The organism is Nocardioides humi (assembly GCF_006494775.1).
Taxonomy (GTDB): Bacteria; Actinomycetota; Actinomycetes; order Propionibacteriales; family Nocardioidaceae; genus Nocardioides; species Nocardioides humi.
In genome coordinates, this window is record NZ_CP041146.1 from 4,941,716 (window position 1) to 4,967,143 (window position 25,428).

The 25,428-nt window shown below is 73.2% G+C and carries 21 protein-coding genes and 1 pseudogene; 13 read left to right on the plus strand and 9 right to left on the minus strand.

Features of this window, described 5'->3' with window-relative positions; all coding sequences use genetic code 11:
- Positions 1–31: 31 nt before the first annotated feature.
- The 4 genes from FIV44_RS23875 to FIV44_RS23890 all read right to left on the minus strand — a co-directional run bounded on the left by FIV44_RS23875 (position 32) and on the right by FIV44_RS23890 (position 3,429).
- Positions 32–724, minus strand: coding sequence for an acyl-ACP--UDP-N-acetylglucosamine O-acyltransferase family protein (locus tag FIV44_RS23875; RefSeq protein ID WP_141006627.1), 693 nt, complete (start codon positions 722–724; stop codon positions 32–34).
- An 18-nt stretch (positions 725–742) separates the two neighbouring features.
- The gene (locus tag FIV44_RS23880) at positions 743–1,888 is read right to left on the minus strand and encodes a DegT/DnrJ/EryC1/StrS family aminotransferase (RefSeq protein ID WP_141006628.1); all 1,146 of its coding nucleotides are present in this window, start codon (positions 1,886–1,888) and stop codon (positions 743–745) included.
- Between the two features lie 69 nt (positions 1,889–1,957).
- Complete coding sequence (locus FIV44_RS23885) at positions 1,958–2,536, minus strand: hypothetical protein (RefSeq protein WP_181410795.1); 579 nt, start codon at positions 2,534–2,536, stop codon at positions 1,958–1,960.
- Entirely contained in the window at positions 2,533–3,429 is an 897-nt protein-coding gene (locus tag FIV44_RS23890) for a hypothetical protein (protein WP_141006630.1), read from the minus strand. The genes FIV44_RS23885 and FIV44_RS23890 overlap by 4 nt, the downstream gene beginning before the upstream one ends.
- Positions 3,430–3,507: 78 nt before the next feature.
- Between FIV44_RS23890 and FIV44_RS23895 the strand changes: the two genes are divergently transcribed.
- The 6 genes from FIV44_RS23895 to proB all read left to right on the plus strand — a co-directional run bounded on the left by FIV44_RS23895 (position 3,508) and on the right by proB (position 11,215).
- Positions 3,508–4,224, plus strand: a complete 717-nt coding sequence (locus FIV44_RS23895; protein WP_141006631.1) for a TIGR03936 family radical SAM-associated protein — start codon at positions 3,508–3,510, stop codon at positions 4,222–4,224.
- 303 nt (positions 4,225–4,527) lie between these two features.
- Complete coding sequence (locus tag FIV44_RS23900) at positions 4,528–7,515, plus strand: Rne/Rng family ribonuclease (protein WP_141006632.1); 2,988 nt, start codon at positions 4,528–4,530, stop codon at positions 7,513–7,515.
- A gap of 342 nt (positions 7,516–7,857) precedes the next feature.
- Complete coding sequence (gene rplU, locus FIV44_RS23905) at positions 7,858–8,160, plus strand: 50S ribosomal protein L21 (RefSeq protein ID WP_141006633.1); 303 nt, start codon at positions 7,858–7,860, stop codon at positions 8,158–8,160.
- 38 nt (positions 8,161–8,198) lie between these two features.
- On the plus strand, positions 8,199–8,453 hold the full coding sequence (gene rpmA / locus FIV44_RS23910) for a 50S ribosomal protein L27 (protein ID WP_141006634.1): 255 nt from the start codon (positions 8,199–8,201) through the stop codon (positions 8,451–8,453).
- A gap of 82 nt (positions 8,454–8,535) precedes the next feature.
- Positions 8,536–10,107: a GTPase ObgE gene (obgE, locus tag FIV44_RS23915; protein ID WP_181410796.1), complete on the plus strand. Its 1,572-nt coding sequence runs from the start codon at positions 8,536–8,538 to the stop codon at positions 10,105–10,107.
- Positions 10,100–11,215: a glutamate 5-kinase gene (proB, locus tag FIV44_RS23920; RefSeq protein WP_141006635.1), complete on the plus strand. Its 1,116-nt coding sequence runs from the start codon at positions 10,100–10,102 to the stop codon at positions 11,213–11,215. The genes obgE and proB overlap by 8 nt, the downstream gene beginning before the upstream one ends.
- On the opposite strand, the gene FIV44_RS23925 is transcribed toward proB, so the two are convergent.
- Both FIV44_RS23925 and ppk2 read right to left on the minus strand, forming a co-directional pair.
- Positions 11,205–12,314 (minus strand): FAD-dependent monooxygenase, encoded by a 1,110-nt coding sequence (locus tag FIV44_RS23925; protein ID WP_141006636.1) that lies wholly within the window; start codon positions 12,312–12,314, stop codon positions 11,205–11,207. The genes proB and FIV44_RS23925 overlap by 11 nt on opposite strands.
- Before the next feature lie 26 nt (positions 12,315–12,340).
- Complete coding sequence (gene ppk2 / locus FIV44_RS23930; RefSeq protein WP_141006637.1) at positions 12,341–13,231, minus strand: polyphosphate kinase 2; 891 nt, start codon at positions 13,229–13,231, stop codon at positions 12,341–12,343.
- 98 nt (positions 13,232–13,329) lie between these two features.
- On the opposite strand from ppk2, the gene FIV44_RS23935 reads away from it, so the two are divergent.
- Genes FIV44_RS23935 through FIV44_RS23950 form a run of 4 tightly spaced genes read left to right on the plus strand, consistent with a single transcriptional unit; the run spans position 13,330 to position 17,721 of the window.
- Positions 13,330–14,505 carry a cysteine desulfurase family protein gene (locus tag FIV44_RS23935; RefSeq protein ID WP_141006638.1) on the plus strand — a complete coding sequence of 392 codons (1,176 nt, stop codon included), beginning with the start codon at positions 13,330–13,332 and terminating at the stop codon, positions 14,503–14,505.
- A 15-nt stretch (positions 14,506–14,520) separates the two neighbouring features.
- Positions 14,521–15,636, plus strand: a complete 1,116-nt coding sequence (mnmA, locus tag FIV44_RS23940; RefSeq protein WP_141006639.1) for a tRNA 2-thiouridine(34) synthase MnmA — start codon at positions 14,521–14,523, stop codon at positions 15,634–15,636.
- Positions 15,633–16,655: a uroporphyrinogen decarboxylase/cobalamine-independent methonine synthase family protein gene (locus FIV44_RS23945; RefSeq protein ID WP_246086587.1), complete on the plus strand. Its 1,023-nt coding sequence runs from the start codon at positions 15,633–15,635 to the stop codon at positions 16,653–16,655. Before mnmA ends, FIV44_RS23945 begins: the two co-directional genes overlap by 4 nt.
- Before the next feature lie 4 nt (positions 16,656–16,659).
- The gene (locus FIV44_RS23950; protein ID WP_141006640.1) at positions 16,660–17,721 is read left to right on the plus strand and encodes a hypothetical protein; all 1,062 of its coding nucleotides are present in this window, start codon (positions 16,660–16,662) and stop codon (positions 17,719–17,721) included.
- Positions 17,722–17,753: 32 nt separating this feature from the next.
- Here the strand turns inward: FIV44_RS23950 and FIV44_RS23955 are convergent, their stop codons facing one another.
- Positions 17,754–19,319, minus strand: a complete 1,566-nt coding sequence (locus FIV44_RS23955; RefSeq protein ID WP_246086588.1) for an MFS transporter — start codon at positions 19,317–19,319, stop codon at positions 17,754–17,756.
- Positions 19,320–19,365: 46 nt separating this feature from the next.
- Positions 19,366–19,968: a TetR/AcrR family transcriptional regulator gene (locus tag FIV44_RS23960; protein ID WP_141006641.1), complete on the minus strand. Its 603-nt coding sequence runs from the start codon at positions 19,966–19,968 to the stop codon at positions 19,366–19,368.
- Positions 19,969–20,075: 107 nt separating this feature from the next.
- Between FIV44_RS23960 and ligA the strand changes: the two genes are divergently transcribed.
- Together ligA and FIV44_RS23970 are read left to right on the plus strand one after the other, a co-directional pair.
- The gene (gene ligA / locus FIV44_RS23965; protein WP_141006642.1) at positions 20,076–22,175 is read left to right on the plus strand and encodes an NAD-dependent DNA ligase LigA; all 2,100 of its coding nucleotides are present in this window, start codon (positions 20,076–20,078) and stop codon (positions 22,173–22,175) included.
- A gap of 4 nt (positions 22,176–22,179) precedes the next feature.
- Positions 22,180–23,217, plus strand: coding sequence for an alpha/beta hydrolase family protein (locus FIV44_RS23970; RefSeq protein WP_141006643.1), 1,038 nt, complete (start codon positions 22,180–22,182; stop codon positions 23,215–23,217).
- Positions 23,218–23,348: 131 nt separating this feature from the next.
- On the opposite strand, the pseudogene FIV44_RS23975 reads toward FIV44_RS23970, so the two are convergent.
- Positions 23,349–24,635: pseudogene (locus FIV44_RS23975) on the minus strand (integrase core domain-containing protein).
- Positions 24,636–24,824: 189 nt separating this feature from the next.
- Between FIV44_RS23975 and FIV44_RS23980 the strand changes: the two are divergent.
- Positions 24,825–25,349, plus strand: coding sequence for a DUF222 domain-containing protein (locus FIV44_RS23980; protein WP_181410797.1), 525 nt, complete (start codon positions 24,825–24,827; stop codon positions 25,347–25,349).
- Positions 25,350–25,428 lie beyond the last annotated feature (79 nt).

A 25,428-nucleotide genomic window follows, 5' to 3' on the forward strand; every position in this document is an offset into this window, starting at 1 on the left:
GGTGACCTCTCGGTGGTTCGGTGGGCGTCCGTCAGGACGGGTGGCGCTCGAGCCATGCGGTGATCGACGGCAGCAGCGTCTCGGGCAGGCCCGCGATGTCGCGCGACCCCTCCAGCAGCACCGCCGCCAGCTGGTCCAGGTCGGCCTCGGCCACGCCGAGGCGCTGGAGCCGGTGGGTGTTCAGGCGCCGTGGTCGCGCGGGGACGCCCATGCTCACGACGTACGGCGGGAGGTCGGTCGTCACGGCGGCCTGCATGCCGATCATGCTCCCCGCCGGCACCACCCGCCGCTGGTGGACCGCCGCGCCGAGGCCGAGGTTCGCGCCGTCCTCGATGGTGACGTGGCCGGCGGCGACGACCATGGCGGACACGGTCACCTCGTCGCCGATGCGGCAGTCGTGGTTGAGGTGGGCCTTGGTCATGAAGAAGCCGTCGTCGCCGACCGACGTCTCGTGGGCCCAGCCGCCGCTCACCGTGACGTGCTCCTTGAACACGTTGCGCGAGCCGATCCGCACCGGCTGGCCGTCGATCTCCTCGTCCCAGGCGGGGGTGAGGTCGTGGCCGCGCACCTCCGGCAGGCCGCCGATGCACACGAAGGCGGCGACGTAGTTGTCGTCGCCCAGGACCACGGGGCCCTGGAGGACGGCATAGGGGCCGATCACGTTGCCCGCGCCCAGCTCGACCTGGGGTCCGACGACGGCGGTGGGATGGATCCGGTTGGTCATCGACGTGGTCCCGCTCGGTCAGGCCCGCGCGCCGCTGCCGCCGACGACCTCGCGCACCACCGCGGCGACGTAGCTCACGTCGTCCTCGGTCAGGTTGGCGTGCATGGGCAGGGCGAACTGCGTGCGGAACAGCCGCGCCGCGACGGGGCACTCCTGCGTCGAGGCGTAGACCGGCTGGACGTGGCTGGAGTAGGTGCCGATGTTGCTGCCGACGCCGCGCTCGCGCAGCGCCACGACCACGGCGTCCCGGTCGATCCCGTCGCCCGCCGTCAGCAGGTAGGACTGCCACGGGTGGGTCCGGTCCTCGAGGACGACGGGGAGACGGATCTGCTCCAGGTCGCCCAGCAGCGCGGCGTACTGGTCGGCGGCGCGGCTGCGCGCGGCGAGCAGATCCGGGAGCCTGCGCAGCTGGACCCGCATGATCGCGGCCTGGACGTCGGAGAGCCGGTAGTTGTAGCCGGCCATGTCGAAGGTGGGGACGGCCAGCGTGGCGGCGCCCTCGCGGCTGACGGCCGGCGCGATGCCGTAGGTGTGCAGCTTGCGCGCCAGGTCCATGTGGGCGGCGTCGCTGCCGACGAGCGCGCCGCCCTCGCCGCTCGTGATGCCCTTGCGGCCGTGGAAGCTGAAGGCGGCGAGGTCGGCGAGGGAGCCGGCGGGCCGGCCCTGGTAGGTGGCGCCCGCGCTGCAGGCCGCGTCCTCGAGCAGCCACAGCCCGTGCCGGTCGGCGAGTGCCTGGAGCTCGTCGTAGTCGGCGGGCTGACCGACCAGGTCGACGGCGATGATGCCGACGGTGCGGTCCGTGACGAGGGCGGCCGCCGCCTCGGGGTCGATGGTCCCGATGTCGGCGCGGACATCGGCGAAGACGGGCGTGGCACCGGTCCACATCACGGCGTGGCCGGTGGCGGGGAAGGTGTAGTCGGCCACGATCACCTCGTCGCCGGGACCGGCGCCGAGCACCTGGAGCGCGAGGTGGAGGGCCGAGCCGCAGTTCGACGTGGCCAGGGCGTGCTCGGTCCCGACCGCGGTGGCGAGCTCCTGCTCGAAGGCCACGCAGGTCGGGCCGGCGCCGGAGATCCAGCCGCTGGCGAAGACCTCGCGGAGGGCCTCGATCTCCTCCTCGCCGACGGTGGGCTGGCCGAGAGCGACCTGGCGGCGGTCGTGCATGTCTCACCTTTCCTGCGGCTGGGGCGGTCCCACCGTAGTGGGGAGGTCAGGGACTGACGAATCCCTCGGTCACCACACGGTGAGGGACCAGCTGACGACGCTGATCGTGGCGAGGGTGGCGACCACCCGGGCGAACCACGGGTGGTCCTTGGTCATGAGCAGCACGACCAGGACGATCAGCGGCGCCAGGGAGATGGAGTACCGGGCGACGACCTGGTAGTCGATCCCGACGTTGACGGCGTTGGAGATGCGCAGCAGCGGCGGGTACAGCAGGAGCCCGAGCAGTGTCGCCGCGGACAGGAGCCGGAGCGGCGAGGACGGCGCGCGCTCGGCGGTGGCCGGGGCGGCCTGCTCCGGCTGCTCGGCCCGCTGCGTCGCCGGCTCCTGCGTGGCACCGGCGCGGAGCTGCCGGCCGACGACTCCGGTGACGACGGCGACCAGCATCCCGAGCACCACGACGGTGACCGGCCGGTGCAGGGTCTGGCCCGCGGCCCGGGCGAAGGAGCGGGGAAGGCTCAGCGACGTCGGGAGCACGTCGGTGTCGGCCGTCCACGGGTCGTGGAGGTTGAACAGCTCCGACCACGCGCCGAGCCAGACCTTGGACCAGTCGGCCACGAGGTACCCGGCGTACAGCTCGTCGTTGGTCATCGTCGCGCGGTGGCCGGTCCAGACACCGAAGACGAGGATGGGGGCGACCAGGATCGCGGCCAGCACGCCCGCGTGCCACCAGCGGGGGCCCAGCCGCCGGCGAACTCGTGCCCGCGCCAGCGCGCCGCCATGCCGAGGAGGCAGGCGAGCAGGAAGACCCCGCCGGGCAGGGAGGAGGTGACCGCGATCCCGGCCGCGAACGCCGTGGCCGCGGCGAGCCACCAGAAGCCCCGTCCGCTCAGCACCCAGCGGATGCCGAAGCCGGCGATCAGGGCGCCGCACAGCGGCGCCGCCGACATGGGGTTGACCATGATGGAGAACTGCAGGATCCCGACGGCCGCCACCGGAGCCAGCGCCCCGGCCAGGAGGCTGCTGCGACGGAGGCCGAGCCGCCAGGCCATGGCGGCGCAGGCGAGGACGCCGAGCAGGTTCACGACGGCGGCGTACTGCCGGTAGGTGTCGACCGCGAACCGTGGAGCGCCCAGGATCCGGTCGTGCACCTGGCGGAAGACCTCCCCGCCCAGGAAGTAGGTCGGGTAGTGGATGTAGCCGGTCGTGAACGAGCCGGACGGGATGTTCGCCGGTCGGGACTCCTTGGTGTGACAGCCCGCCGACCACTTCACGTAGCCGTGCCCGGTGTAGCAGGTCCAGGTGTCGACCGTCTCCTGGTCGATCTGGGCGCCCCGGAACGGGTAGTGCCCGTGGTGCACCTTGAACGCCGTGTCGGCGTGGACCGTCTCGTCGAGCAGGGAGAACGGTCGCCCCTCACCGGCCACGCGCCAGCTGGTGACGGTCATGAGGGCGACGGTGCCGACGAGCACGGCGACGCTCGACCACGCGGCGAGCAGCGCGACGACATGGGTTGCTCGCGTGCTCGAGCGGTGGGACCTCATGAGACGGGGATCCTAACCTCGCTCCGCGCCGGGGCCGGGGACCCGGGTGGCCACCGGGCGATCCTCTAGCCTGTCGCCGTGCCGCAGCAGCCAGCGCAACAAGCACCGCCCGTGCAGCGGATCCGGATCCGGTACGCCAAGCGCGGTCGGCTGCGCTTCACCAGCCACCGCGACGTCAGCCGTGCCATCGAGCGGGCGGTGGTCCGGGCGGGCATCCCGATGGCGTACTCGTCGGGCTTCCACCCGCACCCGCGGATCTCCTACGCCGGCGCCTCGCCGACGGGAGCGGCCAGCGAGTCGGAGTACGTCGAGCTGGGGCTCGCCGAGTCCCGGGAGCCGGCGGCGGTGGGGGAGGCGCTGGACGCCGTCCTGCCGGACGGGCTCGACGTCGTCACCGCCGTCGACGCCGCCACTTCGGCGACGGGCTCGCTGTCGGAGCTGCTCACCGCCAGCCACTGGCTGGTCGACCTCGGCGACACGCCGGTCGCGCACGCGCGGGAGGCGGTCGAGGCGTTCCTGGCGACCGACGCGGTCACCGTCGAGCGGATGACGAAGAAGGGCATGCGGAGCTTCGACTGCCGGGCGGCGGTGGTCCGGCTCGCGGTCACCGCCGACGGGGACCTGGACCTGCTGCTGGAGCACACCGTGCCCGCCGTGCGGCCGGACGACGTGCTGACCGGGCTGCGCGCGGTCAGCGGCCTCGAGGTGCCGGCGACCGGCCTGCTGACGCGGGTCGCGCAGGGGGTGCTCGACCGTGCCGCGGAGTCGATCGGCGACCCGCTGGCGACGCGGTGATGCCGGGCGCCCGACCGGCGTGTGCGATACTCGCCACAGATCGACCCGTGCGCGTCCCACAGGACAGCGCGCGTGAGATCTGACGACGTTCTCGCCGGACGGCAGGTGACTGACCGCCCGGCACGGTGGAGACGGACCACCGCCCGACGCGACGCGCACGGCGACCGCGGCAGGCGAGCGGACCCGCCTCCGGCGACGTACGGATTGCGGAGGGTGTCGTCCCACGAAGGCTTACGGCGCCGCGTGATGCGTGAGCGCCGATGACACACCCCGGGCGTGAGCGCCCGGGTGGAGGAGTAGCGCATGACCGACGCGCCCACCGACACCCCGACCGAGACTCCCGCGGACACGCCTGGGGACACCCCGGCGGAGGCGCCCGGGGAGACCTCTGCGGAGGCGCCCGCCGAGAAGCCCGTCGAGAAGGCTGCGAAGCCGGCCAAGAAGGCCGCGGCGAAGAAGACGGCCGCGAAGAAGACGGCGGCCAAGAAGACGGCCGCGAAGAAGACGGCGGCCAAGAAGACGGCCGCGAAGAAGGCCGCGGCGAAGAAGACGGCCGCGAAGAAGACGGCGGCCAAGAAGACGGCCGCGAAGGCGTCAGCCGGCGGGGAGCGAAGCGACCGACGCCCGAAGACCGCGAGCAGGGCCAAGGCGAAGACCGAGGCCGCGCCCACGTCCGAGCAGCTCGAGCTGGCCCCGGAGGTCGAGGAGACCGCGCCGGAGGCCCCCGGGACGCCGGAGGCGGCGCTCTCGACCGCCGTGCTCTTCCAGGCGCCCGCCGCGCCCGTCGAGGACGCTGCCGAAGAGGCTGCCGAAGAGGCTGCTGCCGAGGAGGAGCCCGAGACCGGCGCGGAGCCGGCCGAGGAGACCCCGGCCGAGCCCGAGGACGCCGAGACGCCCGAGGACGCCGCCGACGCCGAGGCCGCTGACGACACCGAGGACACCGAGGACGCTGAGGCCGGCGAGGATGCCGACGGCGAGGACGAGGCGGGCGCCGGTACCGGCAACGCCCGCCGTCGCCGTCGCCGCGGCGGTCGCCGTCGCCGCAAGCCCGCGTCGGGCGGCGAGGGTGACGACGCCGAGGGCGGCGAGCCCGACGGCGAGTCGGCCGCGGAGGCGAAGGGCGGCGAGGCGACCGAGGCCGGCGACGGCCGCTCCGCCGAGGGGGAGGACGCCGAGGAGGGCGAGGAGTCCTCGTCCGGCGGTGGCTCCTCCTCGTCGCGCCGGCGCCGCCGGCGCCGGCGTGCCGGCGAGGGTGGCGGCGAGGGGTCCGACGACCCGGAGAACACCGTCACCCGGGTCCGCAAGCCGCGCTCGTCCGACGACGAGATCACCGCCATCTCCGGCTCGACGCGTCTCGAGGCCAAGAAGCAGCGCCGCCGCGAGGGCCGCGAGGCCGGTCGCCGCCGCGCGCCGATCGTGAGCGAGGCGGAGTTCCTCGCCCGCCGCGAGTCGGTCGAGCGGGTCATGGCCGTCCGCCAGCGCAAGGACCTCACCCAGATCGCGGTGCTCGAGGACAAGGTCCTCGTCGAGCACTACGTCGCCCGCGAGTCGCAGACCTCGCTCATCGGCAACGTCTACCTCGGCCGCGTCCAGAACGTGCTGCCCTCGATGGAGGCCGCCTTCATCGACATCGGCAAGGGCCGCAACGCCGTCCTGTACGCCGGCGAGGTCAACTGGTCCGCGCTGGGCCACAAGGACGGCGAGCCCCGCAAGATCGAGTCGGTCCTGCAGTCCGGCCAGACCGTGCTGGTCCAGGTCACCAAGGATCCGATCGGCCACAAGGGCGCCCGGCTCACCAGCCAGGTCAGCCTGGCCGGCCGGTTCCTGGTCTACGTCCCCGACGGCACCACCTCCGGCATCTCCCGCAAGCTGCCCGACACCGAGCGCGCCCGCCTCAAGACGCTCCTCAAGGAGATCGTCCCCGACACGGCCGGCGTGATCGTCCGGACCGCCGCCGAGGGCGCCTCCGAGGAGGAGCTGACCCGCGACGTCGAGCGGCTCAAGGCGCGCTGGGAGGACATCGAGGCCAAGGTCGCCAAGGGCAGCGCCCCGCAGCTGCTGTACGGCGAGCCGGATCTCACCCTCAAGGTGGTCCGCGACCTGTTCACCGAGGACTTCGCCAAGCTCGTCGTCCAGGGCGACGACGCCTGGACCACGGTCAAGGAGTACGTCGAGCACGTCGCGCCCGACCTGGCCGAGCGGCTGGAGCACCACGAGGCCGGCGACGGCGGCCCGGACCTGTTCTCGACGTACCGGATCGACGAGCAGATCGCCAAGGGTCTCGACCGCAAGGTCTGGCTGCCCTCGGGCGGCTCGCTGATCATCGACCGCACCGAGGCGATGACCGTCGTCGACGTCAACACCGGCAAGTTCACCGGCTCCGGCGGCAACCTCGAGGAGACGGTCACCAAGAACAACCTCGAGGCCGCGGAGGAGATCGTCCGTCAGCTCCGGCTGCGCGACATCGGCGGCATCATCGTCGTCGACTTCATCGACATGGTGCTCGAGTCCAACCGCGACCTCGTGCTGCGCCGCCTCGTCGAGTGCCTCGGGCGCGACCGGACCCGCCACCAGGTCGCCGAGGTCACCTCGCTCGGCCTGGTGCAGATGACCCGCAAGCGGATCGGCACCGGCCTGCTGGAGGCGTTCAGCGAGACCTGCTCGCACTGCCAGGGCCGCGGCATCGTCGTCCACGACCTGCCGGTCGAGCCCAAGCGCGGGGGAGGCGAGCAGGAGGAGTCCCGCCGCGGCAGTCGCCGCCGCAAGGGCAAGGGCAGTACATCGAACGACACGCCCGCCGAGACGCCGAAGGCCGTGCCCTCGCCGAAGGACATCGCCGCGATGGCCAAGCCGGCCGACCACGAGCACCCCGAGGCGGAGCAGCCCGTCGAGGAGCAGCCCGTCGAGGAGCAGCCCGTCGAGGAGCAGCCCGTCGAGGAGGTGCCGGCCGTCGAGGTCGAGGCCCTCGTGGAGCCGGCCCTGGAGGCGCCCGGGGCACCGGTCGAGGTCGAGGTCGCCGCCGAGGTCGCCGAGCCGGAGCCCGAGCCGGAGCCCGAGCCGGAGCCCGAGCCGGAGCCCGAGCCGGAGCCGGCCCCCGTGGCCACCACGACCGTGGTGACCCGGACCCGCCGCCGTGCGGCCACCCGCCCCGCCGGTCCGCCCGCCGAGGCCGCCGAGGCCGCCGACGCCGCCCCGGAGGCGGCCCTCGACGCGACGGACGAGCCGGCGGTGGAGGAGTCGCACGTCGAGCACGTCCCGATCAAGCGCAAGGGCGGCTCGCGCAAGCGGTAGCCCCCGAGATGATTGATGCACGGGTCTCGCACGCTCCGCGACGCTCAGCATCCACGCTCGCTGCGTTGCCGACGCTCGACGTGCGCCCGGCATGCCTTCGCGACGGCGCCTTGCGAGCGCGGCGCCGAGCGCCGCTCGCAGCACGATCCCCGTGCATCGATCATCTGGGCCGGGCCCGGAGTCCTCGTTTTGGTGGAATCCGGGCCCGGCCCGTAACATTGTTCGTCGGTGCGCCGCCGAGGCGTTCCGTTCTGCTGGCACCCGGCATCTCGCGACGTAGCTCGCGGCGTGGGATCCGCAGTGTGCCGTAGACCCAGACGTTGAACCAGAAGGAGCCCGGTGGTGTACGCGATCGTGCGCGCAGGCGCGAAGCAGGAGAAGGTCGCTGTCGGCGACGTCATCGAGATCGACCGGGTCTCCACGCCCGCCGGCGAGACCCTGACCCTGCCGGTCGTGCTCGCCGTCGACGGCGACAAGGTGACCAGCACCGGCCTCGACAAGGCGGCCGTGACGGTCGAGGTCCTCGGCGCCACCAAGGGCCCGAAGATCGTCATCCAGAAGTACAAGAACAAGACCGGCTACAAGAAGCGCCAGGGTCACCGCCAGAAGTACACCCAGGTCAAGGTCACCGACATCACGCTCTGAGTCCCCACCGGGCTCGACACACTCCGAAGGACTGAAACATGGCACACAAGAAGGGCGCGGCGTCCACCAAGAACGGCCGCGACTCCAACGCCCAGCGCCTCGGCGTGAAGCGCTTCGGCGGCCAGCTCGTCAACGCCGGCGAGATCATCGTCCGCCAGCGCGGCACCCACTTCCACCCCGGCTCCGGCGTCGGCCGCGGCGGCGACGACACGCTGTTCGCGCTGATCCCCGGTGCCGTCGAGTTTGGCAAGAAGCGCGGCCGCAACGTCGTCAACATCGTCCCGGGCGAGTGAGCTGACGCTCACCCTGCCTCGGCATCGAAGGGCGTCCCGTTCGGGGCGCCCTTCGTCCATTTCCACCTGAAAGACTGATCCCATGGCCGTGCCCACCTTCGTCGATCGCGTGGTCCTGTCCGTGTCCGCCGGCCGCGGCGGCAACGGCGTCGCGTCGGTGCACCGCGAGAAGTTCAAGCCCCTCGGCGGCCCCGACGGCGGCAACGGCGGACCGGGCGGCTCGGTCGTCCTGCGGGTGGATCCTGACGTCACCACGCTGCTCGACTACCACCACAGCCCCCGCCGCAAGGCCGAGCACGGCGGCCACGGCGCCGGCGACCGGCGCAACGGCTCCCACGGCGCCGACCTGGTGCTGCCGGTCCCCGCGGGCACGGTCGTCAAGCAGCGCAACGGCGAGATGGTCGCCGACCTGGTCACCCCCGGCGCCGAGCTGGTCGTCGCCCAAGGGGGCCGTGGCGGCCTCGGCAACGCCGCGCTGGCGTCGAAGTCCCGCAAGGCGCCGGGGTTCGCGCTGCTCGGCGAGCCCGGCGACGAGCTCGAGGTCGTGCTCGAGCTCAAGGTGGTCGCCGACGTCGGCCTGGTGGGCTACCCCAGCGCCGGCAAGTCCAGCCTGATCGCCGCGATCTCGCGGGCCCGGCCCAAGATCGCCGACTACCCGTTCACGACCCTCGTCCCCAACCTCGGCGTCGTCACCGCCGGCGAGACGGTCTTCACCGTCGCCGACGTGCCGGGCCTGATCGAGGGCGCCGCGGAGGGCCGCGGCCTGGGCCACGACTTCCTGCGCCACATCGAGCGCTGCGCCGCGATCGTCCACGTCCTCGACACCGCGACCCTCGAGCCCGGCCGCAACCCGGTCGACGACCTCGACGTGATCGAGGACGAGCTGCGCCGGTACGGCGGCCTGGACGACCGCCCGCGCCTGGTCGCCCTCAACAAGGTCGACGTGCCCGACGGCCGCGGCATCGCCGAGCTGGTCGTCGAGGAGCTGCGCGAGCGCGGCCTGCGGGTCTTCGAGATCTCCGCGGTGTCCGGGGAGGGCACCCGCGAGCTGATCTACGCGATGGCCGAGATCGTCGCGGAGGCGCGCCGGGTCAAGGCCGCGGAGATCCCCGCGCGGATCGTCGTACGCCCCAAGGCCGTCGACGACGACGGCTTCACCGTCAAGCGCACCGGCGCCGGCTGGCGGGTGCGCGGGGTGAAGCCCGAGCGCTGGGTCCGGCAGACCGACTTCAGCAACGACGAGGCGGTCGGCTATCTCGCCGACCGGCTCAACCGGCTCGGCGTGGAGGCCCGGCTGCTCGAGCTCGGCGCGGAGGAGGGCGACGCCGTCCTCATCGGCCCGACCGACAACTCGGTGGTCTTCGACTTCCGTCCCGGCATCGACGCCGGCGCGGAGAACCTCTCGCGCCGCGGCGAGGACGCCCGGTTCCAGGAGGACCGGCCCGCCGCCGCGCGCCGCCGCGAGATCCAGGAGCACATGGGGGAGCGGGCCGAGGGCGAGACCCGCGCCGACGTGGCGCGGCGGATCGACCGGCCCGACGTGTACGGCGCGACCGGCCCCACGTCGTACGAGATCGGTTCCGAGGAGGACCCGGACGCGCGGCCGGCGGCCACCGACCAGGACGCGTGGGACCAGGACGACCCCGGTGAGTGAGCGGGCCCTGGTCACCACGGCCCGCCGGATCGTGGTCAAGGTCGGCTCGTCCTCGCTGACCACCGCCTCCGGCGGGATCGACCCGGCGCGGGTGAGCGACCTGGTCGACGTGCTGGCCGCCGTGCGGGGACGGGGCGCGGAGGTCGTGCTGGTCTCCTCCGGCGCGATCGCGGCCGGCCTGGCGCCGCTCCGGCTCAGGAAGCGTCCGCGCGGCCTCGCCGCGCAGCAGGCCGCCGCGAGCGTGGGCCAGGGTCTGCTCGTGCACCGCTACACCGAGGAGCTGGCCCGGCACGGCCTCACCGCCGGCCAGGTGCTGCTGACCCTCGACGACGTGACCCGGCGCTCGCACTACCGCAACGCCCACCAGACCTTCACCAAGCTGCTCGAGCTCGGCGTGATCCCGATCGTCAACGAGAACGACACGGTCGCGACCACTGAGATCCGGTTCGGCGACAACGACCGCCTCGCCGCGCTCGTCGCGCACCTGGTCCACGCCGACCTGCTGGTGCTCCTCTCCGATGTCGACGGCCTGTACGACGGCCCGCCGTCCCGTCCCGGCACGCAGCTCGTCCCCGACGTCCGCGGCGAGGCGGACCTGACGGGCGTCACCCTCGGCTCCGTGGGGGCTGCCGGGGTCGGCACGGGCGGTATGGCCACCAAGGTCGAGGCCGCCTCGATCGCCACCGGATCCGGCATCCCGGTCGTGCTCACCTCCGCCGACCGCGCGGCCGCGGCGATCGCCGGCGAGCAGGTCGGCACGCTCTTCCACGCCACCGGCAAGCGCCGCCCCACCCGCCTGCTCTGGCTGCGCCACGCCACCGACGGCAAGGGCGCGCTGGTGCTCGACCACGGCGCCGTGCGCGCGGTCGTGGAGCGGCGGGCGTCCCTGCTCGCGGCCGGCATCACCGGCGTACGCGGCGACTTCACGGCCGGCGACCCCGTCGACCTCCAGGACCCCGACGGCGTCGTCGTCGGCCGCGGACTGGTCAACTTCGACGCGGCCGAGATCCCGAGCCTGCAGGGCCGCTCCTCCAAGGAGCTCAAGCGCGAGCTGGGCGCGGGCTACGAGCGCGAGGTCATCCACCGCGACGACCTCGTCATCCTCTGACGGCGACCCCCACGGCGGCGAGCCCGCGCAGGAACAGCCGGTCGGGCACCAGCGCCGAGAGGCGGTGCAGCGCGGCCGGCGCCTCGACCGCCCGGCCGGCGGCGCGGGAGGCCCACACCACCCGCCCGACGGTACGACGGCGGCGGCCCTCGAACGCCGCGAACGCCGCGGCGGCACCGGCCCCGTCCCCGGCCGGGACCGGAGCCAGCAGCGCGGCGAGCAGCGCCGCGTCGACCAGCGCCTGGCCCCCGCCCTGCCCGAGATTCGGCCGCATCGGGTGCGCGGCGTCGCCGAGCACGACCACCGGCCCGTCGCTCCAGCGGCGCAGCCGGTCGCGGTCCATCACGTCGTTGCGGCCGACCATCCCGGGCTCGGCGGCGTCGAGGACCCGGCCGACCGGGTCGGGCCAGTCCGCGAAGGCCGCGCGCAGGTGGGCCAGCTCGTCCTCGACGGAGCCGCCGGCGGGCTCGGGCAGGGTCGCGAACCAGTAGCTCTCGCCGCGGTCGAGCGGCACCACGCCGAACTCGCGCCGCTCGCCCCACAGCTGCACCGGCTGGAGTCCCGCGGCCCGGGTCAGTCCGCGCCAGGCCGGGTAGCCGGCGTACCGCTCGCCGAGCCCGGGCTGCAGCGTCCGGGCGACCTGTGACCGGTAGCCGTCGGCGCCCACGAGCGCCGTCGCGTCGAGCGGGCCGGCCGCGGTCAGCACGCGCACGCCCTCGGCGGTCCGCCGGTAGCCCGTGACCGCGCACCCGAACGCCACGTCGCCCGGCCCGAGGGGCGCGTGCAGGATCTCCACCAGCTCGCCCCGCCGTACGGCGAGGAGCGGGAGGTCGAGGGTGCGCAGGGTCCGGCCGCCGCGGGTCCGGATCGCCCCGGGACCGACCGGGTGAGCCGCCGCCCGCACGGCGTCGCCCGCGCCGAGCCGGTCGAGCGCTGCCAGCGCGGCCGGCCAGAGCGTGATCGCGCCGCCGGTGCTGCCCAGCGCCGGCCGCTCGTCGAGCAGCCGGCAGCGCCACGAGGAGCCGGTGTGCGCCAGCCCCGCCGCGAGCGCGAGGCCCGCGATGCCGGCGCCCGCGATCACCAGCTGCTCGTCCGCCACGGCGCCACCGTAGCGACAGGCGACCCTCAGTCGCCGACCGCGTCGATCCCGCGCTGCACGATCAGCGGATCGGGCTGCCCGACGATCTCGTGGTCCTTGCCGTCGTACTCGAACCGGGCGAGGAAGTGTCGCATCGCGTTGATCCGGGCCCGCTTCTTGTCGTTGGACTTCACCGTCGTCCACGGCACGACGTCGGTGTCGGTGCGGCGGATCATCGCCTCCTTGGCCTCGGTGTAGGCGTCCCACTTGTCGAGGGACTCCAGGTCCATGGGGGAGAGCTTCCACTGCCGGACCGGGTCGACCTGGCGGATGATGAACCGGGTGCGCTGCTCGGACCGCGTGACCGAGAACCAGAACTTCGTCAGCGTGATGCCCGACTCGACGAGCATCTCCTCGAAGTACGGAACGTGCCGCATGAAGGTCTCGTACTCGTGGGTGCTGCAGAAGCTCATCACCCGCTCGACGACGGCGCGGTTGTACCAGCTGCGGTCGAACAGGGCCATCTCGCCGGCGGTCGGGAGGTGCTGCACGTAGCGCTGGAAGTACCACTGGCCCTCCTCGCGGTCGTTCGGCTTCGTGAGCGCGACCACGCGGGCGTAGCGGGGGTTGAGGTGCTCCATGAACCGCTTGATCGTGCCGCCCTTGCCGGCGGCGTCGCGGCCCTCGAAGACGAGGACGTGCTGGGAGCCGTTGGCCTTCGCCCACGCCTGGAACTTCAGCAGCTCGACCTGGAGGAGGTACTTCTGCTCGTCGTACTCCTCGCGGGAGAGCCGCTCGTCGTAGGGGTAGTTCTCCCGCCAGGTGTCGACGGCCCGGCCGACCGGGTCGATGAGGACCGGGTCGTCGTCGTGGTCCTCGCCGATGCGGTGGCCGTCGATCCCCAACCGGTCGATGTAAGCGCGTACGTCCTCGAGCACGGCCGCACGCTAGGGGGCGCCCGTGAACGGCAGGTGACCGCGAGGTGCCCTGCCGGGTTGCCCGGTCTCGCGGGGGGCGCCGTAACCTTGGAGACGCCATGAACGACTCCCGGACGGTCTACCTCGACCACGCCGCGACGACGCCGATGACCGACGTCGCCGTCGAGGCGATGACCGCCCACCTCCGCGAGGTCGGCAACGCCAGCTCGCTGCACGCCTCGGGACGCCGCGCCCGGCGGGTGGTGGAGGAGTCGCGCGAGACCGTGGCGCAGGCGCTGGGCTGCCGTCCGGGCGAGGTCGTGTTCACCTCCGGCGGCACCGAGGCCGACAATCTCGCGGTCAAGGGCCTGTACTGGTCGCGCCGCGACGCCGACCCGCGCCGGACCCGGATCCTGGCCACCGCGGTGGAGCACCACGCGGTGCTCGACGCGCTGGCCTGGCTCGAGGAGCACGAGGGCGCCGAGGTCGAGCTGCTGCCGGTCGACGACGCCGGCCGGCTGGACCTCGACGCGCTGCGGGCGGCGGTGGAGCGCGACCCCGCCTCGGTCGCGCTGGTCACCGTGATGTGGGCCAACAACGAGGTCGGGACGCTCCAGCCCGTCGACGACGTCGTCGCGCTCGCGCGACCGCACGGCATCCCCGTCCACTCCGACGCCGTGCAGGCGCTCGGCGCGGTGCCGGTCGACTTCGCCGCCTCCGGGCTCGACGCCCTCTCGGTCACCGGCCACAAGGTCGGCGGCCCGGTCGGCGTCGGCGCCCTCCTCGTCCGGCGCGAGGTCGACCTGACCGCGCTCGTGCACGGCGGCGGCCAGGAGCGCGACGTGCGCAGCGGGACGCTCGACGTGCCCGCCATCGCCGGGTTCGCCGCCGCCGTCGAGCTCGCGGTCAAGCAGCAGACCGAGCACGCCGCCCGGCTCGCGGCCCTGCGCGACGACCTCGTGACCGTCGTACGCCGGGCGGTTCCGGACGCCGTCCTCAACGGCGACCCGGGGGGCCGGCTCCCCGGCAACGCCCACCTGAGCTTCCCCGGCTGCGAGGGCGACTCGCTGCTCATGCTGCTCGACGCCCGCGGCATCGAGTGCTCGACCGGCTCGGCCTGCTCGGCGGGCGTGCCCCAGCCCTCGCACGTGCTGCTCGCGATGGGCCGCACCAGCGACGAGGCGCGCAGCTCGCTGCGGTTCAGCCTCGGCCACACCAGCACCGCCGCCGACGTCGAGGCGGTCGGCGAGGCGATCGCGGCCTGCGTGGAGCGCGCCCGTGCGGCTCACGCCTGACCCCGAGGTGTCCGGATGAAGGTCGTCGCCGCCATGTCCGGGGGAGTGGACTCCGCCGTCGCCGCCGCCCGCGTCGCCGAGGCCGGGCACGAGGTCACCGGCATCCATCTCGCGCTCTCGCGCAACCCGAAGTCGTACCGCACCGGAGCCCGCGGCTGCTGCACCATCGAGGACGCCAACGACGCCCGCCGCGCCGCCGACGTGATCGGCATCCCGTTCTACGTCTGGGACCTCTCCGACCGCTTCCACACCGACGTGGTCGAGGACTTCATGGACACCTACGCCGCCGGCCAGACCCCCAACCCCTGCCTGCGCTGCAACGAGAAGATCAAGTTCGCCGCGGTGCTCGACCGGGCCTTGGCGCTCGGCTTCGACGCGGTCGCGACGGGGCACTACGCCGACGTACGGGCGACCCCCGACGGCGACATCGAGCTGCACCGGGCCGTCGACGCGGCCAAGGACCAGTCGTACGTCCTGGGGGTGCTCGACGAGCAGCAGCTGCGCCACTCGCTGTTCCCCCTCGGCGACACGACCAAGGACCACGTGCGGGCCGAGGCCGCGCGCCGCGGCCTGCTGGTCGCCGACAAGCCGGACAGCCACGACATCTGCTTCGTCGCCGACGGCGACAACGCCGGCTGGCTGCGCGAGAAGCTCGGCGACCGCGCCCCCAACCAGGGCGGCGAGATCGTGGACGAGGCGACCGGTGCGGTCCTCGGGCGGCACGACGGCACCTACGCGTTCACCATCGGCCAGCGGCGGGGCCTGCGACTCGGCCACCCCGCCCCCGACGGCCGTCCCCGCTACGTCCTCGACATCGAGCCGGTCGCGGGCACCGTCACCGTCGGGCCCCGCGAGCGGCTCGCCGTCGACCGGGTCGAGGGCGACCGGGTGCGCTGGTGCGGCCGTCCCCTCGCGCCCGGCTCGGTCCTCGACGGCGAGGGCGTGACGGTGCAGCTGCGGGCGCACGGCGCCGAGCACCGCGCCGTCGTACGCGTCGATCCCGACGGCCTGCGCGCCGACCTGCTCGAGCACGCCCACGGCATCGCGCCCGGCCAGGCCGTCGTCGTGTACGACGGCAGCCGGGTCGTCGGCTCCGCCACGATCACGCGCACCCGCCGGGCGGCCGCGTGAGCGACGGCGGGGTGCGGGCGACGGGGGTCGGGTCCTTCCCCGGCGACGATCAGCGCGACTTCGACGAGGCGCTCGCGATCGTCCTCGGCGAGCTGGCGGCCGACGAGCGCGGCCTGCCCTTCCTGCCCGAGGTGCCCGGCCGCGGCGCGACCGCCGGCCTGACCGGCCGCACCCTCGGCCTGGTCGCCGAGCTCGACGCCGACCTCCAGCCCGAGGGCTGGCGGCTCACCGGCACCTCCGGCGCCCCGCCGGTCGACCAGCGCCGGGCGCGCAGCCTGCTCGCGCAGGACCTCGACGCCCTGGAGGAGCGCGCCGCCGGGCACACCGGCCCGGTCAAGGTCCAGGTCGCCGGGCCGTGGACGCTCGCGGCCACCGTCGAGCGCCCTCGCGGCGACAAGCTGCTCGCCGACCACGGCGCCCGCCGCGAGCTGGCGCAGGCGCTCGCCGTCGCGGTCACCGACCATCTCGCCGACCTTCGCCGGCGGCTGCCCGTCGCCTCCGAGCTGGTCCTCCAGCTCGACGAGCCGGCCCTGCCGGCGGTGCTCGCGGGCCGTGTACCGACGGCGTCGGGGTTCGGCAAGCACCGCACCGTCCACCCGCCCGAGGCCAGCGAGGCGCTCTCCTGGGTGCTGGCGGCGGCCGCCGAGGCCGGGGCGACTCCCTGGGTGCACTGCTGCGCGCCGGACGTGCCGATCGGGCTGCTGCGCGGCGCGGGCGCGCGGGGCGTGATGCTCGACCTCGACCTGCTCGACGCCGACGGCCACGATGCGTCGGCGGAGGCGCTCGAGGCGGGGGAGACCGTCGTGCTCGGCGTCGTCCCCACGACCGGACCGCTGCCGGGCGACAAGGTGCTCGTGGAGCGGGTGCTGCGCTGGCTCGACCTGCTCGGCCTCGACCCCGAGCGGGTCGGCGGCGGGCTGGTCGTCTCGCCGGCCTGCGGGCTCGCCGGCAGCACGCCCGCCGGCGCCCGACACGCCCTCGAGCTCGCCCAGGCGGTCGCCCGCGCCGTGACAGGCTGAGTCGATGAGGTCGTGGGGCTTCCTGCTCAGGGGCTTGGCCGCGGCGGCGGTCGTGTTCGGCGTGATCGCCGGCGTGGTCGCGGTCGGCGGCTGGCTCACCGGTCCCGACGACAGCCCCGCGCCCGCGACCAAGAAGGCCGTCGCGGCGGTCACGGTCGACGTGCTGGGCATCGAGCCGACGTCGTACGACGTCAACCCGCGCTGGGACGTCCCGGAGCCGCTCGGCGTGGAGATCCGGTTCCGTCCCGAGGGGGAGGACGGCGACTCCCACTACCTCCACGTCCGGGTCGCGGAGGCGGATGGCGAGGAGCCCACCTGCAGCGAGTACTACCAGTGCGCCGACTGGGAGGCCGACGGCGGCCGGTTCCACCTCGCCTGGCAGGAGGAGGAGCCCGAGGAGGACCCGGGCATCGTGGTGCTGACGCTCCGCACCGGCGACGAGGTCCGCAGTGTCACCTACGCCGGCGAGCAGATCACCGGCGACCCGCGCGAGCAGGACCTGCCGCTCGACGTCGAGGACGACCTCGCCCGGCTGCTGGCCGACGACCGGCTGTCGGCGACCACCACCCGGGCGATGGTCGACGCCGACCTGCCGAGGTGGCCGAAGGACGACACCCGCGGCGACTCGGTCCCGACGACGCCGGAGGCCGTCGCGCAGTGGATGCGCGAGGACGGCGTCGGCGACCCTGTCAGCACCCGCCCGGCCGACACCACGGAGTACGGCGACGGGGCCGTCGGCGTCGAGCTGACCGCCCAGGACCACACCGTCACGGTGGTGCTCGTGCCCCGGGACAGCCCGTCGGTGCCCGTGTGCGGCGCGGACTGGCACTGCGAGACCCGGCGCGACGTCGTCCGGGGCTGGCAGCCGGGCGCGGCGATCGCGATCCGCCGTACGCCCGATGCCGTCATGCTCGCGACCGTGCGGGCGCCGGTGATCGACGGGCCGCCGCGGATGCGGTCGCGCTTCGGCGGGGCGGGGGAGGACTACCTGGCCCTGGCCGACGGCTTCGCGGCCTACGTGCTCACCACGACCCGGGAGTTCGCGGAAGGCGCCGGCCCCGGCTGACGAGCCGGGGCCGGCGACCGGCGCCGGTGCGATCAGCCGACGTGCACGCCCTCGGGCGCGTCGCCCGCGAGCTCGGTGTGCTTGACGTTGAGCAGCGCCCAGATGATCAGCGACGCGGTCCAGATCATGAACGCGCCGACGATGAAGGCGTGGGTGGCGCCGTCGGCGAACGCGGTGAGCCCGGTCAGCGGGTCCGCGGGGTTGCTGCCCGAGGAGACCAGCTCGCCCAGCTTGCCGGTGGTGAAGTGGGACGCGACCGCCGACAGCGTGGCCAGGCCGAGCGCGCCGCCGACCTGCTGCATGGTGTTGAGCACCCCGGAGCCGATGCCGGCGTCCTGGGTCCGCACGCCGTGGACGGCCACCAGCGTCATCGGGACGAAGGTGAGGCCCATGCCGATCGACATCAGCACGACGAAGGGCACGATGTCGGTCCAGTAGCTCTCGTGGCCGAGCTCGAGCCGGGAGAACCCGAACAGGGCGAGGCCGGCGAGGATGGTGCCGGTGCCGGCGAGGAAGCGTGGGTCGACCTTCGAGATCAGCTTCGACGACGCCGTCGCGCCGAAGACCATGCCGACGGCGAACGGGAGGAAGGCGAAACCGGTCCGCAGCGGCGAGTAGCCCATCACGTTCTGGACGTAGAGCGAGAGGAAGAAGAACATCGCGAACATCGCGGCCGGTGTGATCATCATCGACACGAAGGCCACCGCGCGGGCGCGGCTGGCGAAGATCGACAGCGGCATGAGCGGCTTCCGGACCCGGGCCTCGGTGAGCACGAAGGCGATCAGGGCGACGACGCCGAGCACCATCGCGGTCACGGCGACCGGGTCGCCCCAGCCGTAGGTGGAGCCGCTCGGGTTGGTGGCGGTGATCGTGCCGGGGTCGAGGTTGCTGGTGCGGGTGATGCCGAAGACCAGCGCGAGCAGTCCGCCGGTGCCGAGCACGGCGCCGGGCAGGTCGAGCGTGCCCGCGTGGTGGTCGGTGTCGGGCAGCAGGCGGGGGGCGAAGTACGCCGCGGCCAGGCCGATCGGGACGTTGATCAGGAAGGTCAGCCGCCAGCCCCAGTTGGGGTCGAGGTCGGTGAGCCAGCCGCCGAGGACCAGGCCGATGGCGGCGCCGATGCCGGACATCGCGGCGAAGACGGAGAACGCGCGGTTGCGCCGCGGGCCGGCCGGGAAGGTCGTGGTGATCAGCGCCAGCGCGGTCGGCGAGGCGAGGGCGGCGCCGAGACCCTGCAGGCCCCGCGAGCCGAGCAGCATGGCCTCGTTCTGGGCGATGCCGCCGAGCGCCGAGGCGACGGCGAACACGGTGACGCCGACCATGAAGATCCGGCGGCGGCCGTAGAGGTCGCCGAGGCGGCCGCCGAGGAGCAGCAGGCCGCCGAAGGCGAGCGCGTAGCCGGTCACGATCCACGACAGGTTCGAGGCGTCGATGCTCAGGTCGCTGCCGATGTAGGGCAGCGCGATGTTGGCGATGGTGCTGTCCAGCACCACCATCAGCTGCGCCATGCAGATGAGGACGAGGGCCCAGCCGAGGTGCTTCCCGGCGGCGGGCCTGGCCTGCTCCTTCTCGGGCAGGTCGGAGGCGGTCAGTTCGGGCACAGTGCTTCCTTGGGTGTGAGGAGTTGACGTGCAGAGGGGTGGACGATCAGCCGCGGGTGGCGGCCGGGAGGATGACCTGGTCGACGACGCGGGCGATCAGGTCGGGGGTCGGCGGGTCGCCGAGGAGGAAGCCGCGGTGCAGCACGATGCCGGGCAGCGCCGCGGTGAGGATGTCCAGGTCGATGTCGTCGCGCAGCTCGCCCCGGTCCTGGGCCCGCTGGTAGACCTTGCGGGCCACGGCGACCTTGGGGGCGATGAACCGCTCCCGGAACGCCGCGGCGAACTCCGGGTCGCGGCCGATGGCGGTGACCACGCTGCCGAGGATCGCCGTCTGGTGCTCGTCGGTGAGGCCGCCGTGCCCGCAGAACATCGCGAGCAGGTCCCCGCGGAGGCTGCCGGTGTCCGCGGGGACCTCCGGCGCCGACTTCTGCGACACGAGCGCGTCGGTGACGAGGGCGGCCTTGCCCTCCCACCGGCGGTAGAGCGTGGCCTTGGACGCCTTGGCCCGGGTGGCCACGGCGTCCATGGTGAGCCGGTCGTAGCCCACGTCGACGAGAACGGCCAGCGCGGCGTCGAGGATCTCCTGCTCGCGGTCCCCCTCGACGCGGGGTCGGGTCGGCGCCTCACGGCGGCTGAGACGGGGGACCATGGATGAAACGGTACGGTTTCGTTTCAAGTCTGGCAACCGTGATCCGGCTCACGCCGCTCGGGCGGGCCGCGCGCATGCTGTCGGAGGCACGCGGAAGAATGCCCCTCATGAGCGACGCCGACCTCCCCGTCGTCCCCCCTGAGGCCCGGGACGAGCACGCCACCCTCGTCGACGAGGTGGAGGAGGCCCGCTGGCGCTACTACGTGCTCGACCAGCCCACCCTCTCCGACGCCGACTTCGACGTGCGGATGCGGCGGCTGGAGGAGCTCGAGGAGCAGTACGCCGAGCTCCGCACGCCCGACTCGCCGACGCAGAAGGTCGGCGGCGCGGTCGCGACGGAGTTCACCGCGGTCGACCACCTGCAGCGGATGGAGAGCCTCGACAACGCCTTCTCCTTCGAGGAGCTGGCGGCCTGGCACGCCCGGCTCGGCCGCGACGGCATCACCGACGCCGCGCTGCTGTGCGAGCTCAAGGTCGACGGGCTGGCGATCAACCTGCTCTACGAGCAGGGCCGGCTGGTCCGGGCGCTGACCCGCGGCGACGGGCGGACCGGCGAGGACGTCACCCCCAACGTCAAGACCATCGCGTCCGTCCCGCACCGGCTGACCGGCACCGACGAGTTCCCCGTGCCCGAGCTGGTCGAGGTGCGCGGCGAGGTGTTCCTGCCCGGCGAGGCGTTCGAGGCGCTCAACGTGACGATGACCGAGGCCGGCAAGCCGGCGTTCGCCAACCCCCGCAACGCGGCGGCCGGCTCGCTGCGCCAGAAGGACCCCCGGGTCACCGCCACCCGCGCCCTCGGCATGGTCTGCCACGGCGTCGGCGCCCGCCGCGGCTTCGAGCCCACCGCCCAGTCCGAGGCCTACCGCGCCCTCGCCGCCTGGGGGCTGCCGACCTCCGAGCAGGTGCGGGTGCTGCCGACGCTCGCCGAGGTGGAGGCCTACATCGAGCATGCCGGCGAGAACCGGCACTCGATCGTGCCCTACGAGATCGACGGCGTCGTGGTGAAGGTCGACGACGTGACCCTCCAGCGACGGCTGGGCTCCACGAGCCGGGCGCCGCGGTGGGCGATCGCCTTCAAGTACCCGCCCGAGGAGGTCAACACCAAGCTCCTCGACATCGCGGTCAACGTCGGGCGGACCGGCCGGGTCACGCCGTACGGCGTCATGGAGCCCACCAAGGTCGCGGGCTCCACGGTGGAGAACGCCACCCTGCACAACTTCCACGAGGTCGAGCGCAAGGACGTCCGCCCGGGGGACACCGTCGTGCTGCGCAAGGCCGGCGACGTGATCCCCGAGATCGTCGGCCCGGTGCTGCCGCTGCGCCCCGAGGGGCTCGAGCCGTGGGTGCCGCCGACGGCCTGCCCGGCGTGCGGCACCGAGCTGGTCGAGCAGAAGGAGGGCGACAAGGACCGGCGCTGCCCCAACCACGAGAAGTGCCCGGGCCAGGTCCGTGAGCGGGTCTTCTTCGTGGCCGGCCGCAACGCCTTCGACATCGAGGGCCTCGGCTACGAGGCCGCGGTCGCGCTGCTCGACGCGGGCGCGATCACCAACGAGGGCGACGTCTTCGACCTCGACGCCGCCAAGCTGATGACGGCGCCGCTGTTCACCCGCGCGCCGAAGAAGGACGAGGACGGCCCGCAGCTCAGCGCCAACGGCGAGAAGCTGCTCGCCAACCTCGACGCGCGCAAGGACGTCGCGCTGTGGCGGGTGATCGTCGCGCTCTCGATCCGGCACACCGGGCCCAGCGCCTCGCGCGCGCTCGCCCAGGAGTTCGGCTCGATGGCGGCCATCCGGGAGGCGAGCGAGGAGCAGCTCGCCGCCGCGGAGGGCGTCGGGCCGACCATCGCCGCCGCCGTGATCGAGTGGTTCCAGGTGCCGTGGCACGTGGAGATCGTCGAGAAGTGGGAGCGGGCCGGGGTGCGGATGGCCGACGAGCGCGACGAGTCCGTCGCCCGCACCCTCGAGGGCCTCACCGTCGTCGTCACCGGATCGCTGCAGGACTTCTCCCGCGACTCCGCCAAGGAGGCGGTCCTGTCCCGTGGCGGCAAGGCCGCCGGGTCGGTCTCGAAGAAGACCGACTTCGTCGTGGTCGGCGAGAACGCCGGGTCCAAGGCCGACAAGGCCGAGCAGCTCGGCGTCCCGGTGCTCGACGAGGACGGGTTCAAGAAGCTCTTGGAGAACGGGCCCGACGGCGCCGAGGCAGAATGAGTCCATGACGCGGTGGATCCCGCTGGTCCTGCTGGCGCTGCTGGGCGCCTCGTGCTCCGGCGCGGGGGACCCCGACGGCGCTCCGACGCCGCCGGGCTCGTCGAGCGCACCGTCGAGCGCATCCGGGTCGTCGCCGCCCGCGACGTCGGAGCCCCCGGCCGCCGTACCTCCGCACCCGGTGTCGCTGCCCGCCCTCGCGCAGAAGTCGTTCGACGGCGGCCGGCTCCGGCTGGGGGAGGAGGTGGCGCGGACCGGGCAGCACCGGCAGTACGCCGTCACCTACCGCAGCGGCGGGCTCACCGTCTCCGGGCGGCTCGCGGTGCCCGAGGGCGACGGGCCGTTCCCGGCCGTGGTGCTCGCGCACGGCTACATCGACCCGGCGATCTACGTGAACGGGCAGGGCATGACCCGGGAGCGGGCGTGGTTCGGCGACCACGGGTACGTCGCGCTGCATGTCGACTACCGCGGCCACGCCGGCTCCGACCCCGACGCCAGCGAGGGCCTGGACATGCGGATGGGCTACACCGAGGACGTCGTCAACGCGGTGCTCGCGCTGCGGGACTGGGACGGCCCGGTCGACGACGAGCGGGTCGCGCTGGTGGGCCGCTCCATGGGCGGTGGCGTCGTCTACAACGCGCTCGCCGTGCAGCCCGGGCTGGTCGACGCGGCGGTCGTGTTCGCGCCGGTCAGCTCCGACGCCGTCGACAACTTCGAGCGCTGGATCCGGCCCGATCCCGCGCGGGACGGCGTGGCGCGCCGCATCCTGCAGGAGTACGGCGGGCCGCGCGCCAACCCGGCGTTCTGGGAGGGGATCAGCGCCCGGACCTACTTCGGCGACGTCACCGAGCCGGTGCTCATCCACCACGGCACCGCCGACGACTCCTGCCCGATCAGATGGAGCCGGGAGACCCGGCGGCTGATGGAGCAGGCCGGCGTCGACGTGACCCTGCGTGTCTACGACGGCGAGGGGCATGCGTTCGGCCCGCAGTTCGAGCTGTCCATGGAGCGCACGGGCCGCTTCCTGCAGCGCCACCTGTCGTAGCGGCGACGGCAGGTCTGGCGGCTTCCGCACCAAGACGCAGAGGGATCCACAGTGTGATGTCTCAGGACATCGGTGACAGTTCTGCATCAGGACATCGGTGACACTTGCTGTGTCAGGACATCGGTGACACTTCAGTCGTGGGGTGCGGCTCCTCGACCTCCACGAGGTCTTCCGTTGCCGACGTAGGTGATGCCGGGTGCGGGTCGTTGGTGTTCGATGAGGATCTCGCCGTCGAGGTCGGCGACGGTGATGTTGTCGCCCTCGACGATGACCAGAACGTCCTGGAAGCCGTAGCGTCCGTCGACCTTGTAGTTGACCCCGGCCAGCATGAAGGTGCCGGCGGTGCTCAACCTCCTGACGCTGGTGCCAGCGGGCAGGTCCTGCGGCACGGGCGCGGGTCGAAGGCGCTTCGCGGCGGTCTGGACGAAGAACGGCTCCTCGGGCTTGGGTCGCGGCGCCTCGGCTTTCTCGGTGGCCTGCCAGGCGGTCTGTGGTGTGAACCGACCGGGGGAGGCCTTGGTGGGGGCGTTGGGTGTTGTAGAGGTGGTCGAACGCGTCGACCTGGGCCTGCAACTCGGCCAGGCTGGCGGCAAGGGGCTGCTTGTCGAGATACCGAAACAGCGTTTGGTGGAAGCGCTCGTTCTTACCCTGGGTGGTGGGCTTGTAGGGCTTGCCGGTGATCGCCTCGACACCCAGCGAGGAGACATGCTCCACGAGCTGGCCCAGATAGCCACGCCGGGAGGGGTCGAGCGCGAGCCCGTTGTCGGACAGCAGCCGCTGCGGCACACCGTGCGCGGTGACGGCCTTGTCGAAGACCACGATCGCGGCGTCAGCGGTCTCGCCTTCCGCGACGTGAGAGGCGACCGCGTAGCGGGAGTGGTCATCGACGAGCTGGAAGATCACACACTTGCGGCCGCCCGTGAGGACGTACCCATATCGGCTCGGTGGCGTCGAGCTGCCAGCAGGCGTTCGGGGCGGGATAGACGAACCGCCGCCATATTGTGGCGGGCCGAGCGGGGCTTCTTCCTCGGCTCCAGACGAGCCACGCCGGCCTCGCGGAAGATCCTCGACAGCGACGCCGTCGACGGCACGGCCTCGAACCCCATCGCCTTCATCTTGTCGTGCACGCTGATCGGCCCGCAGTCCAGACCGGAGGACTCCAGCGCCGCGCGGACCTGCAGGGCCGAGGCCTTGGCCTCCTCGCTCAACCGCGACGGGCTCGACCGCGGTCGCCTCGAACGTGGTTCAAGCACCGCCGCCGGCCCGTCGACCTGGGCGCGTTTGCGGAGCTCGTAGAACGACTTGCGCGAGATGCCGTGCTCAGCACAGAACGTCGACACCGCCCCGCGCGGGGCGTCATCGGGCCACTGAGCGATCGCGAGACGGACACGAGGATCGATGAGTTCATTCGCAGCCACCGCCCGAGATTCGAGGCAGAAGTGTCACCACCACGAACCCTCAAAGTGTCACCGATGTCCTGATGCAGAACTGTCACCGATGTCCTGAGACATAACACAGAGGGATCCACAGGGCCCAGCATGTTCGAACATTTGTTCGAGTCTTGTGGTAGGATCGACGCACGTCGACCACTCGGGAAGGTCCGGATCATGACCGTCGCTCCGCTTGTTCAGCAGCCGTTGCTGGCAGCAGTCGCGTCGTGTCGTGAGGTGCTGGCTGCGGTCGCGGACGCGCAGCCGCTCTACCTGTCGACCGCCGAGAAGGAGGAGCTGCTCCTCCAGACCACCCGGCTGGTGGCGCAGGTCGAGGAGCTGCGGCTGCGGACCCTGGCCGATGCCGGTGACATCGCCGTCGTGCACGGTGCCCGGGATACGGCCGCGTGGTTGGCTCACGCCGCCCACCTCGACCCCGCCCCGGCCCGTGCGGACCTGCATCTGGCCCACGGGCTCGAGGCCCGGCCACGGGTGGCCGAGGCGATGCGGGCCGGGGCCGTGACGTCGGCACAGGCCAGGGTGATCACCGCTGCCGTGGACGCGCTGCCCGAGAGGCTCGGACCCGACCTGGCCGCGGATGCCGAGGCCCGGCTGGTCGACTACGCCGCCGAGTTCGCGCCCGCCGAGCTACGACGTCTGGGACGGCGGATCGTAAGAGTCCCCGGGAGTGGTGGGGTTTGAGGGACCAGCGGCGAGGCGTCAGCACGTAGGCGGCCATCGGCGGGATCTTCGGTGTGAACGACCAAGAACACACTGAAGA

Excerpts from the sequence above, each read along its gene's own strand:
- FIV44_RS23875 (WP_141006627.1), bottom strand. The coding sequence starts at position 724 with ATGACCAACCGGATCCATCCCACCGCCGTCGTCGGACCCCAGGTCGAG.
- FIV44_RS23880 (WP_141006628.1), bottom strand. The coding sequence starts at position 1,888 with ATGCACGACCGCCGCCAGGTCGCTCTCGGCCAGCCCACCGTCGGCGAG.
- FIV44_RS23885 (WP_181410795.1), bottom strand. The coding sequence starts at position 2,536 with ATGACCAACGACGAGCTGTACGCCGGGTACCTCGTGGCCGACTGGTCC.
- FIV44_RS23890 (WP_141006630.1), bottom strand. The coding sequence starts at position 3,429 with ATGAGGTCCCACCGCTCGAGCACGCGAGCAACCCATGTCGTCGCGCTG.
- FIV44_RS23900 (WP_141006632.1), top strand. The coding sequence starts at position 4,528 with ATGACCGACGCGCCCACCGACACCCCGACCGAGACTCCCGCGGACACG.
- rpmA (WP_141006634.1), top strand. The coding sequence starts at position 8,199 with ATGGCACACAAGAAGGGCGCGGCGTCCACCAAGAACGGCCGCGACTCC.
- obgE (WP_181410796.1), top strand. The coding sequence starts at position 8,536 with ATGGCCGTGCCCACCTTCGTCGATCGCGTGGTCCTGTCCGTGTCCGCC.
- FIV44_RS23935 (WP_141006638.1), top strand. The coding sequence starts at position 13,330 with ATGAACGACTCCCGGACGGTCTACCTCGACCACGCCGCGACGACGCCG.
- mnmA (WP_141006639.1), top strand. The coding sequence starts at position 14,521 with ATGAAGGTCGTCGCCGCCATGTCCGGGGGAGTGGACTCCGCCGTCGCC.
- FIV44_RS23950 (WP_141006640.1), top strand. The coding sequence starts at position 16,660 with ATGAGGTCGTGGGGCTTCCTGCTCAGGGGCTTGGCCGCGGCGGCGGTC.
- FIV44_RS23960 (WP_141006641.1), bottom strand. The coding sequence starts at position 19,968 with ATGGTCCCCCGTCTCAGCCGCCGTGAGGCGCCGACCCGACCCCGCGTC.
- ligA (WP_141006642.1), top strand. The coding sequence starts at position 20,076 with ATGAGCGACGCCGACCTCCCCGTCGTCCCCCCTGAGGCCCGGGACGAG.
- FIV44_RS23970 (WP_141006643.1), top strand. The coding sequence starts at position 22,180 with ATGACGCGGTGGATCCCGCTGGTCCTGCTGGCGCTGCTGGGCGCCTCG.
- FIV44_RS23980 (WP_181410797.1), top strand. The coding sequence starts at position 24,825 with ATGACCGTCGCTCCGCTTGTTCAGCAGCCGTTGCTGGCAGCAGTCGCG.